The sequence below is a fragment of the Yoonia sediminilitoris genome (assembly GCF_003058085.1).
GTDB classification, from domain to species: domain Bacteria; phylum Pseudomonadota; class Alphaproteobacteria; order Rhodobacterales; family Rhodobacteraceae; genus Yoonia; species Yoonia sediminilitoris.
This window is the reverse complement of sequence record NZ_QBUD01000004.1, coordinates 183,926-198,367: the sequence shown is the minus strand read 5'-3', so window position 1 is coordinate 198,367 and position 14,442 is coordinate 183,926. Positions and strand designations below refer to the sequence as shown.

The 14,442-nt window shown below is 57.4% G+C and carries 16 protein-coding genes; 10 read left to right on the top strand and 6 right to left on the bottom strand.

Features of this window, described 5'->3' with window-relative positions; genetic code table 11:
• The first annotated feature begins 80 nt into the window (after positions 1-80).
• A complete protein-coding gene (locus C8N45_RS10850; RefSeq protein WP_108386260.1) occupies positions 81-1,256 on the top strand; it encodes an acetyl-CoA C-acetyltransferase in 1,176 nt (391 codons plus the stop codon).
• Positions 1,257-1,334: 78 nt separating this feature from the next.
• The gene (gene phbB / locus C8N45_RS10845; RefSeq protein ID WP_108386259.1) at positions 1,335-2,060 is read left to right on the top strand and encodes an acetoacetyl-CoA reductase; all 726 of its coding nucleotides are present in this window, start codon (positions 1,335-1,337) and stop codon (positions 2,058-2,060) included.
• Positions 2,061-2,284: 224 nt separating this feature from the next.
• On the opposite strand, the gene C8N45_RS10840 is transcribed toward phbB, so the two are convergent.
• From C8N45_RS10840 to C8N45_RS10830, 3 genes are all read right to left on the bottom strand, one after another.
• Positions 2,285-2,449 (bottom strand): DUF465 domain-containing protein, encoded by a 165-nt coding sequence (locus C8N45_RS10840; protein ID WP_108386371.1) that lies wholly within the window; start codon positions 2,447-2,449, stop codon positions 2,285-2,287.
• 120 nt (positions 2,450-2,569) lie between these two features.
• Entirely contained in the window at positions 2,570-3,337 is a 768-nt protein-coding gene (locus C8N45_RS10835) for a tRNA1(Val) (adenine(37)-N6)-methyltransferase (RefSeq protein WP_108386258.1), read from the bottom strand.
• Entirely contained in the window at positions 3,318-3,536 is a 219-nt protein-coding gene (locus tag C8N45_RS10830; RefSeq protein WP_108386257.1) for a putative signal transducing protein, read from the bottom strand. The genes C8N45_RS10835 and C8N45_RS10830 overlap by 20 nt, the downstream gene beginning before the upstream one ends.
• Before the next feature lie 55 nt (positions 3,537-3,591).
• Here C8N45_RS10830 and C8N45_RS10825 point away from each other — a divergent pair, with 55 nt between their 5' ends.
• Positions 3,592-4,590 (top strand): polyprenyl synthetase family protein, encoded by a 999-nt coding sequence (locus C8N45_RS10825; protein WP_108386256.1) that lies wholly within the window; start codon positions 3,592-3,594, stop codon positions 4,588-4,590.
• A 10-nt stretch (positions 4,591-4,600) separates the two neighbouring features.
• On the opposite strand, the gene C8N45_RS10820 is transcribed toward C8N45_RS10825, so the two are convergent.
• A complete protein-coding gene (locus C8N45_RS10820) occupies positions 4,601-5,473 on the bottom strand; it encodes a 4-(cytidine 5'-diphospho)-2-C-methyl-D-erythritol kinase (protein ID WP_108386255.1) in 873 nt (290 codons plus the stop codon).
• 9 nt (positions 5,474-5,482) lie between these two features.
• Positions 5,483-7,120: a tetratricopeptide repeat protein gene (locus tag C8N45_RS10815; RefSeq protein ID WP_108386254.1), complete on the bottom strand. Its 1,638-nt coding sequence runs from the start codon at positions 7,118-7,120 to the stop codon at positions 5,483-5,485.
• A gap of 243 nt (positions 7,121-7,363) precedes the next feature.
• Between C8N45_RS10815 and C8N45_RS10810 the strand changes: the two genes are divergently transcribed.
• Entirely contained in the window at positions 7,364-7,837 is a 474-nt protein-coding gene (locus C8N45_RS10810) for a hypothetical protein (RefSeq protein WP_133175969.1), read from the top strand.
• A 39-nt stretch (positions 7,838-7,876) separates the two neighbouring features.
• Here C8N45_RS10810 and C8N45_RS10805 read toward each other — a convergent pair whose 3' ends face one another.
• Positions 7,877-9,526 carry an electron transfer flavoprotein-ubiquinone oxidoreductase gene (locus C8N45_RS10805; protein ID WP_108386252.1) on the bottom strand — a complete coding sequence of 550 codons (1,650 nt, stop codon included), beginning with the start codon at positions 9,524-9,526 and terminating at the stop codon, positions 7,877-7,879.
• A 195-nt stretch (positions 9,527-9,721) separates the two neighbouring features.
• Between C8N45_RS10805 and greA the strand changes: the two genes are divergently transcribed.
• From greA to C8N45_RS10775, 6 genes are read left to right on the top strand one after another with little or no spacing between them, the layout of a single operon-like run.
• On the top strand, positions 9,722-10,192 hold the full coding sequence (gene greA, locus C8N45_RS10800) for a transcription elongation factor GreA (protein WP_108386251.1): 471 nt from the start codon (positions 9,722-9,724) through the stop codon (positions 10,190-10,192).
• 16 nt (positions 10,193-10,208) lie between these two features.
• Positions 10,209-11,165: a hypothetical protein gene (locus tag C8N45_RS10795; RefSeq protein WP_245882635.1), complete on the top strand. Its 957-nt coding sequence runs from the start codon at positions 10,209-10,211 to the stop codon at positions 11,163-11,165.
• On the top strand, positions 11,166-12,095 hold the full coding sequence (locus tag C8N45_RS10790) for an AEC family transporter (RefSeq protein ID WP_108386249.1): 930 nt from the start codon (positions 11,166-11,168) through the stop codon (positions 12,093-12,095). It begins immediately after the preceding gene.
• Positions 12,096-12,136: 41 nt separating this feature from the next.
• Complete coding sequence (gene fghA / locus C8N45_RS10785) at positions 12,137-12,967, top strand: S-formylglutathione hydrolase (RefSeq protein ID WP_108386248.1); 831 nt, start codon at positions 12,137-12,139, stop codon at positions 12,965-12,967.
• On the top strand, positions 12,964-13,413 hold the full coding sequence (locus C8N45_RS10780; RefSeq protein WP_108386247.1) for a YaiI/YqxD family protein: 450 nt from the start codon (positions 12,964-12,966) through the stop codon (positions 13,411-13,413). Before fghA ends, C8N45_RS10780 begins: the two co-directional genes overlap by 4 nt.
• 56 nt (positions 13,414-13,469) lie before the next feature.
• Positions 13,470-14,411 carry a DMT family transporter gene (locus tag C8N45_RS10775; RefSeq protein ID WP_108386246.1) on the top strand — a complete coding sequence of 314 codons (942 nt, stop codon included), beginning with the start codon at positions 13,470-13,472 and terminating at the stop codon, positions 14,409-14,411.
• The last annotated feature ends 31 nt before the right edge of the window (positions 14,412-14,442 follow it).

Sequence of the window (14,442 nt, the reverse complement as noted above, 5' to 3'; positions counted from 1 at the left end):
AGTGGTAGGGGGGACTGACTCGCATCCCAGCGTGTGCATTGGCCTCGTCCTGCCAAGAAATCACTTGAAGGGACTATCATATGACAAATGTTGTTATCGCATCTGCCGCACGGACTGCCGTTGGCAGCTTTATGGGCGCTTTCGCCAACACACCTGCGCATGATCTCGGCGCCGCAATTTTGGAAGAAGTTGTCGCACGCGCGGGCATCGACAAGTCGGAAGTGAGCGAAACAATTCTGGGTCAGGTTCTCACCGCTGCACAGGGCCAGAACCCCGCCCGTCAGGCGCATATCAACGCAGGTCTTCCGATTGAAAGCGCCGCTTGGGGGATCAATCAGGTTTGTGGGTCCGGTTTGCGCGCAGTTGCACTTGGCGCACAGCACATCCAGTTGGGCGATGCGGCCATTGTTGCCGCTGGCGGTCAGGAAAACATGACACTGTCGCCCCACGCCGCTGCCCTGCGCGCTGGCCAGAAAATGGGCGACATGAAATATATTGACACGATGATCCGCGATGGCCTGTGGGATGCATTCAACAACTACCACATGGGCCAAACCGCTGAAAACGTGGCGGACCAGTGGCAGATTACCCGCGATATGCAGGACGAATTTGCCGTCGCATCGCAGAACAAGGCAGAAGCCGCCCAGAAGGCGGGCAAATTCGCGGATGAGATTGCCGCCTTTACCATCAAGACCCGCAAGGGCGACATCACAGTCGATCAGGATGAATACATCCGCCACGGTGCCACGATGGAAGCGATGCAAAAATTGCGGCCGGCCTTTACGAAAGAGGGATCAGTCACCGCTGCAAACGCATCGGGTTTGAACGACGGGGCCGCTGCCACATTGCTGATGACTGCCGATGATGCGGAAAAACGTGGGATTGAGCCGCTTGCCCGTATTGCATCCTATGCCACCGCTGGTCTTGACCCTTCGATCATGGGTGTGGGTCCGGTGATGGCCTCACGCAAAGCCCTTGAAAAAGCAGGTTGGAGCGTGGCTGATCTTGATCTTGTCGAAGCCAACGAAGCCTTTGCCGCACAAGCCTGTGCCGTCAACAAAGACATGGGTTGGGACCCGTCTATCGTGAACGTCAACGGCGGCGCGATTGCGATTGGCCACCCCATTGGTGCATCTGGCTGCCGGGTTCTGAATACGCTGCTGTTTGAAATGAAGCGGCGTGGTGCGAAAAAGGGACTTGCGACCCTGTGTATTGGTGGCGGCATGGGCGTTGCCATGTGCGTTGAACGCCCATAATTGGCATTGAAATAAAGTTGCGCCCAGTGTGGCGCAACTATAATAAGATTACACAATGAATTCCTGGAGGAAATAAATATGTCTCGTGTTGCACTTGTAACAGGCGGCTCGCGCGGTATTGGCGCGGCAATTTCAACGGCTCTCAAAGACGCAGGCTACACCGTTGCGGCGACTTACGCTGGCAATGACGAAAAAGCCGCAGCGTTTACCGCCGAAACCGGCATCAAGACCTACAAGTGGGACGTTGGCAACTACGAAGCCTGTGCCGCTGGCATCAAGCAGATCGAAGAAGACCTTGGACCGGTTGAAGTGTTGGTCAACAACGCGGGCATCACCCGTGACGCGCCTTTCCACAAGATGACGCCGCAGCAATGGCACGAATGCATCGACACCAACCTCAACGGTGTGTTCAACATGACCCACAATGTCTGGGGCGGGATGCGCGAACGCAAGTTTGGGCGGATCGTCACGATCAGTTCGATCAACGGCCAGAAGGGGCAGTTTGCCCAAGCCAACTATGCCGCGACCAAGGCCGGTGATATCGGCTTTACCAAGTCGCTGGCACAAGAAGGTGCACGCGCTGGTATCACCGTAAACATCGTCGCCCCCGGTTACATCAACACGGAGATGATGAGCACCATCCCCGAAAAGGTCATGAATGAAGTGATCCTGCCGCAAATTCCGGTCGGTCGTCTGGGTGAGCCCGAAGAGATTGCGCGCGCTGTTGTATTCCTGGCCGCTGATGAGGCAGGCTTTGTCACAGGCTCGACGATTTCCGCCAACGGTGGTCAGTATATGACCTAAAAGCCGCGCAAGCGACTTGTAAAAAAGGCCATGCGGTAACGCGTGGCCTTTTTCATTGAAGAGTGTTTGTGTCGCACACTGCATTCCACATTCGGGATGCCGCTATCAGTCCGGCGTGGTGTCGACGTAAAGATTCTCGTCAAGCAAACAGTGGTTGGCTGACCGCCAACTTGCGCACTATTGGGTCGGTGTCATCATGCGACCACCGACCATCGGAATGGTGCCTAGTGGCTAAGTCGCGTGATCTCTTCCTTGATCTGCAACTTCTTTTTCTTCAGTTTCGCGATTTCCAGATCATCTGTCGCCGGGCTGCGTTGCAGCACTTCAACGGACTCTGAGAGGTTTTGGTGTTTCTTCTTCAGTTCCTGCAAATGCGAACTCAAGCTCATAGTCGTCCTCCTCTGGATAGGGTTGGTGCTACCAGTGCACCACATCTTGCCGGCCAAGTCACGCTGCAAGGCAGCATTGGCGGCACAAACCAAAGATCAACTAAACGTGTTGCCAAAAGATTAAGGAGCGATGGGCAATCCCGCGCCATTTCTGAGAATATCGTTAATTTCCGGCAAATAATTGTCTTTGTCACCTGTATGACGTTCGCCCGCGTGCATAGTGAGCGGCGAAAGCAGGGAAAATGCTGCCCGTCCTTCCTGCCGCGCACGCAGCAAAAATAATTCAGGCGCACGCCTTTCGCGGCCAGAAATCGGCAAAACAACAATCGACCCGAGTCGTCCCTCAAGTGCGGATAGCACCTCAGGCAGCCGCGCGATCCGCTGGATGATGGTCAGGTATCCTTTTGGGCCGACACGCCGCGCACCGATATCCAGCCAGTCCGTCAGCGGCGTGCCCCCACCCAAGGCGATATCGCGCCCGCCATCGTCAGAGGCCGTGCCTGCAAGCCGGTCAAAATACGGCGGATTCATGATAACGTGATCGAACCGTTGTTGCCGTACCTCATGGGGAAGTGCGCGCAGGTCTGCCGTAATCACATGAAAGGCGGCGCTATTTTCCCGCGCATTTCGGCGGGCAAGGTCAGCATAGTGAGGCTGCACCTCAACGCCTGTGACCGACACGCCGGGCACACGCGCCGCCAAACAAAGCGACGCGACACCCACGCCACAGCCAAGTTCCAGCACGGATTGCCCCGGTTTGGCTGCGATAGACGCCCCAAGCAGCACAGGATCAACCCCGGCACGATAGCCTTTACGCGGCTGCCAGATGCGCAGACGCCCGCCCAGAAAATCATCACATGTCAGGTCGTCAGTCCCGTCCAAGATCAATCTCTCCGTCGCGCATCACGGCCTCTGCCATGAATAAATCCCGATCCATCACCATCAGGCGGCGCGGCATTATGCCTATGCTGCCTTCGAGCACGCTCATATTTACGTCGAAGGTGAACCAGTCTATACCCTCGGCGTCCAGCAGGGCGGTTGCAAAGGCGATGACAGTGGGGTCGTTGGTGCGCAAAAGCTCTTTCATATCCCTGACCTAAGATGACGACGCGCTGTTGTCTATTCACAAGACGGAACCGTTGATGAGCCTTGATACCGCCGCCACCAAACCACACGAACAGCTCGCCGCGGCGCTTGCTGATGATCTGCATGCAGTCAACGACATGATCCGCGCGCGCATGGCGTCCGAACATGCCCCGCGTATCCCCGAAGTCACCGCCCATCTGGTCGAGGCGGGGGGCAAGCGGTTGCGCCCGATGCTGACATTGGCGGCAGCCCGCATGTGTGGCTATGACGGCCCTTATCACATTCATCTGGCCGCCACGGTCGAGTTCATTCACACTGCCACATTGCTGCATGATGATGTTGTTGACGAAAGCAGCCAGCGCCGGGGCCGCCCAACTGCGAACCTGCTGTGGGACAATACCTCAAGCGTGCTTGTGGGGGACTACCTGTTCGCGCGCTCGTTCCAGTTGATGGTGGAAACCGGGTCGCTCAGGGTGCTGGATATTCTGGCCAATGCGTCGGCCACCATTGCCGAGGGCGAAGTGCTGCAACTGACTGCGGCCAGCGACCTTGCCACCACTGAAGGTATTTATATTCAGGTCGTGCGTGGCAAGACCGCAGCGCTTTTCTCTGCCGCAATGGAAGTGGGCGGAGAGATAGCCGGACAGGATGCCGCGACCAAACAAGCCCTATTTGATTATGGCGATGCACTGGGCATTGCGTTCCAGATCGTGGACGATCTTTTGGATTATGGCGGGACCAAAGCCACGGGCAAGAACGTCGGCGATGATTTTCGTGAGCGCAAACTGACCTTGCCAGTGATCCGCGCGGTGGCTGCCGCTGACACGACAGAGCGGGAATTCTGGGTCCGGACGATCCAGAAGGGCAAGCAGGCCGAGGGCGACCTTGACCATGCGATTGCCTTGCTGGGGAAACATGGCACGATGGAAAGCACGCGCCTTGATGCAATCGCTTGGGCCGAGAAAGCAAAACAGTCCTTGTCCGTTGTCCCTGATCACCCTCTCAAGACAATGCTTGTTGAACTGGCCGACTATGTGGTCGCGCGGATTACTTAGGGTCAGTGCCTTAAGCCGCGCCCGGCTTCAGTACCTCGGCGGGGGCGACCCACCAGCCCATGTGCGACAATTGCATTGTGCGGGCCACTTGCCGCGCGGTACCCATGTCTTTGACGATCCCGAAGCATGTCGCGCCGGACCCCGACATTCCTGCATAGCGCACGGCGGGCATCGCGTTGAGCTTTGCAATCGCCTTGCCGATGTCTGGCGCAATCTTGATCGCAGGGGCCGCGAGGTCATTGCGCTGCGCCTGCAGCCAGTCGATCATCGCGTCTAAATTCAAATCCGACGGCAATGGGTCCATCGCAGTGCCTGTGCGGTTGGTCAGTGCCTTGAAAATTGCGCCTGTCGGAACATCGACCGGAGGGCGCACCAGGACCAGTGCGCAACTGGGTAGAGCGGGCAGGGGACCGAGAAGATCACCAATGCCGGACATGCGTGCGGGGGCGGGGCTGCGCATGCAAACAGGTACATCTGCGCCCAAGGCAACAATTTCTGGCGTACTCGGGGCGAGCGTGGGCACCCCCCACAGGTCGGCCAACAATTTCACTGTCGCAGCGGCGTCCGCTGATCCGCTGCCGATACCCGCTGCATGCGGCAGATTCTTTTCAAGTGTGATGGCAGCACCGTCACGGACGTTGCGCACCTGCGCAAGCATGCGTGCGGCGCGCATTATCAGGTTGCTGTCGTCTGTCGGCACACCCTGTGCAAAGGGGCCAGATACGGTCAGGTCAAAGGCAGGTCCTCTGCGCGCCGTCAGTTGGTCGGCGACATTGGCAAAGACGACCAGACTGTCCAGTAAGTGGTAGCCGTCATCACGTTGCCCGGTGATGTGCAGCGTCAGATTGATCTTGGCAGGTGCGGCGCGCTTGAAGATCTTCACGTGTGCCGCTTAGTCGTTGCCACTGGCCATGCGGATTGGGTCAAGACCTTCATCGCGCAAGACCAGATCCAGCCCACGGGACAGCTTGTCGCGGATACGGTCGGCGTCGGCCTCGACGGGATCAAATGACAGGGCGCGTTGCCATTGAAACTGCGCCTCTGTTTCGCGGCCAACGGCCCAATAGACATCGCCCAGATGGTCATTGATGACAGGATCAACCGGCAGCAGAGCGGCAGCACTTTCCATATAACCGACGGCTTCTTCGTAGCGGCCAAGTTGAAACAGGACCCAGCCAAGGCTGTCGATGATCGCCCCGTTTTCGGGCTGTGCTGCGGCGGCCTTTTCGATCATGTCCAATGCTTCATCCAGTTTCTCGCCGCGTTCTACCAGCGAGTAGCCCAGATAATTCAACACTTGTGGCTGGTCGGGGCGCATGTCCAACGCCGCGCGAAAGTCAGCCTCAGCAGCGGTCCAGTTGTCGGTCTTGTGGTAGGTGATCCCGCGTGTGTAATGCACAAACCATGTGACAGGACTGCTACTGTCATAAAGCTCAAGCGCTCGCGAATAGGCAGGCGTTGCATCCGCGTAGCGACCCGCGCGGCGCAAAGTGTCACCTTTGGTGGCGTAAACCTGCGGAACGTCGGGGTGGCTGCGGGTCAGTGCATCAAGCACCTCGATCGCAGCATCCTTGCGGCCTGCTGCAAAAAGGACCTGCGCGCGCCCCAGTTCGGCGGCATGAAAGGCAGGGTCATCTCGGGATACGCTCGCATAGGCTTCGTTAGCCAGATCGAACTGTTTCATATTGTCCAGCAGTTCCGCCGTCAGAATAACAGAGTTGCTGTTATCGGGGTCCAGATAGGACGCGGCCTGCGTGTAGAGCAGCGTATAGTTATCCGGGGCTTCGCCTTTGACCGCGTTCGCCACCGAGAAAAAGATATCGGCCAACCCTTCAGTCGCTGACGACACCGTATCGAACGGCAGATTGCGGCCCGCGCGCAGGGCTTGGTACATCGCTTCGACCTTGGGGCCACGTTGGGTACCGAATACACTGTCCAGAACAGCGACCGCATCATCATTGCGGTCAAGCTGGCTCAGGATCTGTGCATGAGCCATGGCGCTGTTGGCGCTATAGCGCAGTTGACCCTTTGCAGCGGCCTCCAGATAGACCGCCTCGGCCCCCTCGAAGTCGCCGACAAGGCCAAGCGCATAGGCTTTGTGGGTCATGCCATAGACAGCCATGCCTTCGGTTTCGATCAACTGGTCAAAGCTGTTCAGCGCCTTTTTCATGTCGCCTTCGCCCAGATGGGCCCACGCTTGCGACAGGCCATCGACTAACGGGGCCACGCCGCGCCCCTGCTCAAGGGCTGTGAAAATGTCGCTCCAATCGCCATCTTTGGCGGCTTTTGCACTTAGCGCCAGATTGGCCATCTGGCTTTGATAGCCCTTTTCCACCATGGCCTGTGCCACAGGGATCGCGCGGTCAAGCTGACCCAGCGCCATAAAGGACGTCATCGCCTTTTCCAGCAACGCAGCGTTGGTCGGATCTGACAGCAGGCTTTTGGTGTAATAGTGCGCACTGCTGCCGAAATCATTGGCGACATTCGCCTGTCTGGCGGCCAGATAGGCCCCCGGGTTGGGGTCCGCCATGATTGAATTTGCAGGAAATACGACGCACGCCAGCAAGACTGCGGAAAAACAACGGTGAAGCACTGTCTCGATTACCCTTTTTTATTGGTTACTGAGAGCCTAATCACACAAAGCCTGTCATGCAATTGCGACATCGCGGGGGCGTCAAAATGTTGCGGTTTACTTGTTTTTAGGCATGTTTTGGCTCGTCATTGGCGCGACTTCTCCGCTATGAAGAGGCGATGCTGCAAACGGGCCGGGTGCGTGAAAATAGTTGAACAATCCGACAAGCGACTGAAATTGCACGCAATGCCGTGGGTCAGCGCGATCTTGCACGGTTTTCTTGGTTGTGGGTTTTTGGTTGGCTTCCTGATCAGCGCGTGGGATGGCAAAAGCCTATTGCTGACATTGGGCATGGCGGCCTGTCTGGCGATCATTTTGCGGATATTCATGAACAGTATCGAATCAGTTCACGCTGATTTCGACAAAGAGGCTGATGAGATCACCGTGAAACGCAGGTCACTGCGGGGTCGCAGGGCCGCGTCCTACCAGCTGTCGGCCCTATCCGATATCCAGATCGGTCATGATCGTGACGGTGATGCAGATCACGTCATGTTGCTATTCGGGCCAGAACAGACTGATCTGAAACTTCCCGCCGATGGAAATGGGTTTTTCGCCCGGACAGGGCAGGCAGAGGCGTTGAAAGAAACGCTTGAGAACTGGCGCGGTTTGGCCTGACACCGCCCGGCACAACGCGCCGGACGGTACAATCTGTTTTTACATGTTGGGATAGTTTGGCCCGTCGCCGCCTTGCGGTACGGTCCATGTGATGTTCTGGCTGGGGTCTTTGATGTCGCAGGTCTTGCAGTGCACACAGTTCTGGAAGTTGATGACAAAGCGCGGGTCTTTGCCTTCTTCCTCGACGAATTCATAGACGCCTGCGGGGCAATAGCGGGCCGAGGGGCCAGCGTATTTCGCCAAATTCACGCTGACTGGGACATCCGCGTCGGTCAGATGCAGGTGTGCGGGCTGGCTTTCCTCGTGATTGGTAAAGCTGAAGGCCACATTGGTCAGGCGGTCAAATGACAGCACGCCATCGGGTTTTGGATAGTCGATCTTTTCGTGTTTGCTGGCCTCTTCGGTGGCATCTGCATCGGATTTGCCATGGTGCATCGTGCCAAGGACATTCATTCCAAAGGTGTTCATCCACATGTCCATGCCGCCAACGGTCAACGACCCAAGCAGCCCGTATTTCGACCACAAGGGTTTTACGTTGCGCACTTTGGACAGGTCGCTGCCGATTTCGCCTTTGCGCACGGCAACTTCGTAGTCGTCCAACCGATCGCCGGACCGGTCCGCCTTGATCGCATCCGCCGCCGCATCAGCTGCCGCAATACCAGACAGCATCGCGTTATGATTTCCCTTGATGCGCGGCAGGTTGACCATCCCCGCCGAACAGCCCAGCAGCGCGCCGCCGGGAAAGGCCAGTTTCGGCATCGATTGCAAACCGCCTTCGGAAATGGCGCGTGCACCATAGGCGACCCGTTTGCCACCCTTCAGCAAATCAGCCACCATCGGGTGATGCTTGAACCGCTGGAATTCCATGTAGGGAAACAGATGCGGGTTGCGATAATTCAGATGGGTGACGAAGCCGACGTAAACCTGATTGTTATCAAGATGGTAGATGAATGATCCGCCACCGGCATTGCTGCCAAGGGGCCAGCCCATGGTATGGGTCACGGTGCCTTCGCGGTGCTTTTCGGGGTCAATTTCCCAGATTTCCTTCATGCCAAGGCCGTATTTCTGCACGTCCGAATTGGCGGAAAGGTCATATTTCGCGATCACCTGTTTGGACAGGGACCCGCGTACGCCCTCGGACAGGAACACATACTTGCCGTGCAGTTCCATGCCCGGTTCATAAGATGGACCGGGGGTGCCGTCGGCGCCTTTGCCGAACTCACCGGCAACCACGCCTTTGACTTCGCCATTTTCGCCATAGACCAATTCGGAACAAGACATGCCCGGGAAAATCTCGACCCCCATTTCTTCAGCTTGTTCAGCCATCCAACGGCAGACGTTGCCCATGGACACGATGTAGTTGCCGTGGTTGTTCATCAGCGGTGGCATCACGAAATTTGGAATCCGCAACTGGCCAGCCTCGCCCAGCATATAGAAATTGTCCTCTTTCACTGGGACATTCAGCGGCGCGCCTTTTTCCTTCCAGTCCGGGATCAGTTTGTTCAGGCCAATCGGGTCAAGCACGGCGCCAGACAGGATGTGCGCACCCACTTCGGAGCCTTTTTCAAGCACCACGACGTTCATGTCGGGATCACGCTGTTTCAATCTGATGGCCGCTGACAGGCCGGCGGGGCCGGCGCCCACGATCACCACGTCATATTCCATTGCTTCGCGTTCAATCTCGGCCATCAAAAATTCCTCTCGTCAGCAAGGGCTTGCTCTTTCATTTAGCATCGGCAACGGTTACCTCAAGGAAGAATAAGGGGCAATCAAGACGCGGCGTGAAATGTCCACGTCGCGACATGTTAACGCTCACGGGCTTGACTTGTATGACCCTTATGAGGCTATGAACGTCCGATTGATAGATTTTGCCTTGGGGGCAATATGGAAAAGATACCACTTACCCGCGCGGGTTTTAACAAGTTGGATGCGGAATTGAAGCATCTCAAGACAGTTGAACGTCCGGCCATTATCCGTGCCATTTCCGAAGCGCGCGAACACGGCGATCTGTCTGAAAATGCCGAGTATCATTCCGCCAAGGAAAAGCAGTCCTTTATCGAAGGCCGCGTGAAAGAGCTTGAAGGCGTCATTTCGCTGGCTGATGTGATTGATGTGGCCAAGCTGAGTGGCACGATCAAGTTCGGTGCTACGGTTGAACTGGTCGACGAAGATACTGACGAAGAAAAAACCTATCAGATCGTGGGCGAATACGAGGCCGACATCGAAAACGGCAAGCTCAACATGCAATCGCCCCTGTCGCGCGCCCTTATTGGCAAGGAAGAAGGCGACAGTGTCGATGTTCGGACGCCCGGCGGCACACGCAGCTACGAGATTCTCAAGATTACATTCGCCTAAGGGACGGGCCTTGCGCATGGCGTATCATGTTTCACCCGATGATCCGGACTTTGGGTCCGGACCGGGAGCGCTTGCCATTGGTGTTGCGGTGCTTTGGCTGATTGCGGTGCCGGTCGTGTCATGGCTGTTTCCGCCTGCTGATGCGTTCAATGGGCCGACGGTGGTGTTTCTGGCATTGGCAGCGATTTTGCCGCTTTTGCTGGTCATGGCGCTGGCCAGTGTGGGGCAGATGATCCGGTCGCAAGCTATCGCCTCGGACCGCGCGATCGAGGGCTTGCGCCAAAGCATTCTCGCCAATCAAGCAAAACAAACGGCCACTGAACCATCCGTGGAAAAAAGACTGGATGAAATCGCGCAAGCGACCAAAAAGACCGAAGACGCGGTGGCCAGTTTCACCTCAAGCCGACAGACATCGCGCCTGATTGTGCCAATGCCCGCGCCGCACCCATCGCAAGAACAGCGTGACTTGCCGCTTGGCACCCCGTCCGAGGATCTGGACCCGGCGCTTGAAATCGCAGATCTGATTCGCGGCCTGAATTTCCCCGACAATGAGGCGGACACCGATGGGTTTGCCGCACTGCGCCGAACCCTGCGCGATCGAAATGCTCGCAAATTGGTGCAGGCATCGCAGGATGTGCTGACTCTGCTGTCGCAGGATGGCATCTATATGGATGATCTGAAGCCGGGAAAGCCTGATGTCGCGCTGTGGCGCCGCTTTGCCAAGGGTGAGCGCGGTGATGCAATGGCGGAGGTGGGTGGCATCCGTGACCGCGCGTCTCTTGCGCTGGCGGCCGGGCGGATGCGCGAAGACGCGATTTTTCGCGATACGGTGCATCATTTCCTGCGCAAGTTTGACCAGATGCTTGCCAAGTTCGAAGAGCAGGCAACCGACGGCGAGGTCGCGGCCCTTGTCGATACCCGCACTGCGCGCGCCTTTGTTCTTTTGGCCCGTACGACGGGCACTTTTGACTGAATGTGGGAAATCTTTCTTAAGACCTTGCCGTTCTTCATGCTGATCGGCGTCGGCTATGGGGCCGGGCGAACCCGTTTTTTCAGCCCCGAAGCCACCGCACATCTGACCAAGTTCATCTTTTATTTTGCCCTGTCAGCGATGCTGTTTCGCTTTTCGGCCAATCTGGCGCTGGCTGATATACTGAACTGGCCATTTGTTCTGGCCTATCTGTCGGCCTGTGCGGTTGTCTATGTCATTGCGACTGTTGTGGCGATCTGGCGCGGGGTCAGCGTGGCAGAGGCCGCGATCGAGGCGCAATGCAGTGTCATCGGCAACGCGGGCTTTCTGGGAATTCCGATGCTGGCCCTCTTGCTGGGCGAGGCGGCGGTGGGCCCGATCTTGTTGGTACTGGCGGTTGATCTGATTGTGTTCGGCAGTCTGGTCGTGATCTTGATCACAGGCTCGCGCGACGGACGCATGTCGCCGCGCATTTTGGCGACCATCGGGCTAGGGTTGGTTACGAACCCCATGATCGTGGCGATCACGCTGGGGCTGGTGGCGTCGGCCTACGCGGTTCCCATCCCCGCGCCCATCAACGAATTTCTGACCCTTCTCGGGGCTGCTGCCACGCCCGGTGCCTTGTTCGCCATTGGCGCATCGCTGGCCACCAAATCGGCAGAGCGTATGGCCGTGGCGGGCTGGCTTTCCTTCTGCAAGCTGATCCTGCATCCGGCGGCGGCGGCATTCATGTCGCTTTATGTGTTCGACATTGATCCTTATGCAGCGGGCGTTATGATTGCTGCGGCTTCCCTGCCTGTTGCGGGCAACGTCTATATGATCGCGCAGCACTACGGGGTGGCCCCTGCGCGGGTTTCAGCTTCAATTCTGATTTCGACAGCAATCAGCGTACTGACCATTTCGCTCGTGATTGCGTGGGTGACAAGTTTCTGAGGCTGCTGTAGGCCTATATCAGATTGCGAGGAGTTATTGGCATGGAAACAATTTCAGAAAATCGGTGTTTTGGCGGCGTTCAGGGCGTTTATAAACATGCGTCTGACGTGTGTCAGTGCGACATGACATTTGCTGTTTTCCTGCCCGCAGAGGCAGAACATGGCCCGGTTCCCGTCCTTTGGTTCCTGTCAGGACTGACCTGCACCCACGAAAACGCGATGACCAAAGCCGGGGCGCAGGCATGGGCCGCACAACATGGCATTGCGCTGGTTTACCCCGACACATCCCCGCGGGGCGAAGGCGTGGCTGACGATGACGCCTATGACTTGGGGCAAGGTGCAGGGTTTTATGTGAACGCCACCCAAGACCCGTGGAAGCCGCATTTTCAGATGTGGGACTATATCACCGATGAATTGCCAGCGCTTCTGGGTGCCAATTTCGCGCTGGATATGGGAAGCCAGTCGATTTGCGGGCACTCCATGGGCGGTCACGGCGCGCTGACTATGGCGATGTCATTGCCGGGCCGGTTTCAGTCGGTGTCGGCCTTTGCACCGATCTGCCATCCGACCGCCAGCGATTGGGGACGAAAGCAATTCACAGCTTATCTGGGGGCTGATGAAACCAAATGGGCGCCCCATGATGCCACACTGCTGATGCGCGAAAAGGGTTTTCAGGGGCCGGTGCTGATTGATACCGGCACTGACGACCAGTTTGGCGATTTGTTGGGCACCCAGCATCTGGCCGAGGCGTTAGCCGCGCGGCGTCAATATGCCCATCTGCGGTTCCAGAAAGGCTATGACCATTCCTATTTCTTCATCGCCAGCTTCATGGAAGATCACGTCGCTTTCCATGCCGAGGCCCTTTATCAGTGATCTACGTCGATGCTGATGCCTGTCCGGTCAAGGCAGAGGTCGAACGGGTGGGCACACGCCACAAACTGAAAATGTTTGTGGTGTCCAACGGCGGCATCCGGCCGTCGCAGAACCCTTTGGTCGAAACGGTAGTCGTGCCTGACGGGCCGGACGTGGCCGATAAGTGGATCGCAGACCGCGCCACCAAGGGCGATGTGGTCATCACCGGTGATATTCCCCTCGCGGCCTGCTGTATCGAAGGCGGTGCGCTGGTACTGAAACATAATGGCGAGCCGCTGACACAAGCCAACATCGGCAACGTGCTGGCCACCCGTGATCTGATGGCAGACATGCGCGCTGCTGACCCGTTTCGACAAGGCGGCGGCAAGCCCTTCGGCAAGGCCGACCGTGCCCGGTTTCTGGACGCGCTGGAACGGATGGTCAGGCAGGCCGCGCAGGGGGTCTGAGCGAGCAACGCAGAACAGGGATAGACTCCCCCGCGATACCCTGCGACGACTTGGCCATGAACCGGCTTTCCAACCTCACCGCGACCCAACTGGGTGCGCTTTGCGCTGCCGTCGCGGTGACGTTCTTTTCGTTCAACGACGTGCTGATGAAGTTTCTCAGCGGAAGTTATGCCCTGCATCAGGTTGTGATGTTCCGCTCTGCAATCGGGCTGGCGATCGTGATTTTTTTCATCGCGCCGCTGACGGACGGCTGGGCGGTCGCACGCACCAAACGGCTTAAGGTGCATATGCTGCGCGGGCTTTGTGTTGTCGCATCGAATATGGCGTTCTTTTTGGGATTGGCTGCCATGCCATTGGCCGACGCGGTCGCGATCTTTTTTGTCAGCCCGCTGCTGATTACGGTCTTTTCGGTGATTTTCCTTGGCGAACTGGTTGGCGTGCGGCGCTGGTCGGCGATCGCAGTTGGCTTTGCGGGTGTGTTAATCATGTTGCGGCCGGGCACAGAGGCGTTTCAGTTTGCATCTTTGCTGCCGCTTGTGGCTGCGGTGTTCTACGCCACAATCCACATCCTCACACGCAAGATCGGGGGCACGGAATCAGCCGCGACCATGGCCTTTTATATCCAGTTCATGTTCTTGCTGGTGTGCATCGCGATGGGGCTTGCCGTGGGCGACGGACGGTTTGGCGATCAGACGGACCCGTCGCTGGCGTTCTTGCTGCGGGAATGGAGCTGGCCGTTGGTGAGCGATTACCTGTTTCTTGGGTTTATTGGCATTTGCACCGGATTTGGGGGCTATCTGATCAGTCAGGCCTACCGCGTTGGTGAAGCATCATTCGTGGCCCCGTTTGAATATCTGGCGCTGCCGATGTCCGTCGTCTGGGGCATGATTGTCTTTGCCGAGTTCCCGGACGCGCTGGATTATCTTGGCATGGCGCTGATATTGGGCGCGGGGCTGTTCACCGTCTGGCGCGAGGCGCAGGTGAAGGATTTGACTTAGGGCCAGGGCTTTGTACTGTCCCGATAAGGAA

Coding starts and splice junctions, on each gene's coding strand:
- C8N45_RS10850 (WP_108386260.1), top strand. CDS start 81: ATGACAAATGTTGTTATCGCATCTGCCGCACGGACTGCCGTTGGCAGC.
- phbB (WP_108386259.1), top strand. CDS start 1,335: ATGTCTCGTGTTGCACTTGTAACAGGCGGCTCGCGCGGTATTGGCGCG.
- C8N45_RS10840 (WP_108386371.1), bottom strand. CDS start 2,449: ATGAGCTTGAGTTCGCATTTGCAGGAACTGAAGAAGAAACACCAAAAC.
- C8N45_RS10830 (WP_108386257.1), bottom strand. CDS start 3,536: ATGAAAGAGCTTTTGCGCACCAACGACCCCACTGTCATCGCCTTTGCA.
- C8N45_RS10825 (WP_108386256.1), top strand. CDS start 3,592: ATGAGCCTTGATACCGCCGCCACCAAACCACACGAACAGCTCGCCGCG.
- C8N45_RS10815 (WP_108386254.1), bottom strand. CDS start 7,120: ATGGCGGACCCCAACCCGGGGGCCTATCTGGCCGCCAGACAGGCGAAT.
- C8N45_RS10805 (WP_108386252.1), bottom strand. CDS start 9,526: ATGGCCGAGATTGAACGCGAAGCAATGGAATATGACGTGGTGATCGTG.
- greA (WP_108386251.1), top strand. CDS start 9,722: ATGGAAAAGATACCACTTACCCGCGCGGGTTTTAACAAGTTGGATGCG.
- C8N45_RS10795 (WP_245882635.1), top strand. CDS start 10,209: ATGGCGTATCATGTTTCACCCGATGATCCGGACTTTGGGTCCGGACCG.
- C8N45_RS10790 (WP_108386249.1), top strand. CDS start 11,166: ATGTGGGAAATCTTTCTTAAGACCTTGCCGTTCTTCATGCTGATCGGC.
- fghA (WP_108386248.1), top strand. CDS start 12,137: ATGGAAACAATTTCAGAAAATCGGTGTTTTGGCGGCGTTCAGGGCGTT.
- C8N45_RS10775 (WP_108386246.1), top strand. CDS start 13,470: ATGAACCGGCTTTCCAACCTCACCGCGACCCAACTGGGTGCGCTTTGC.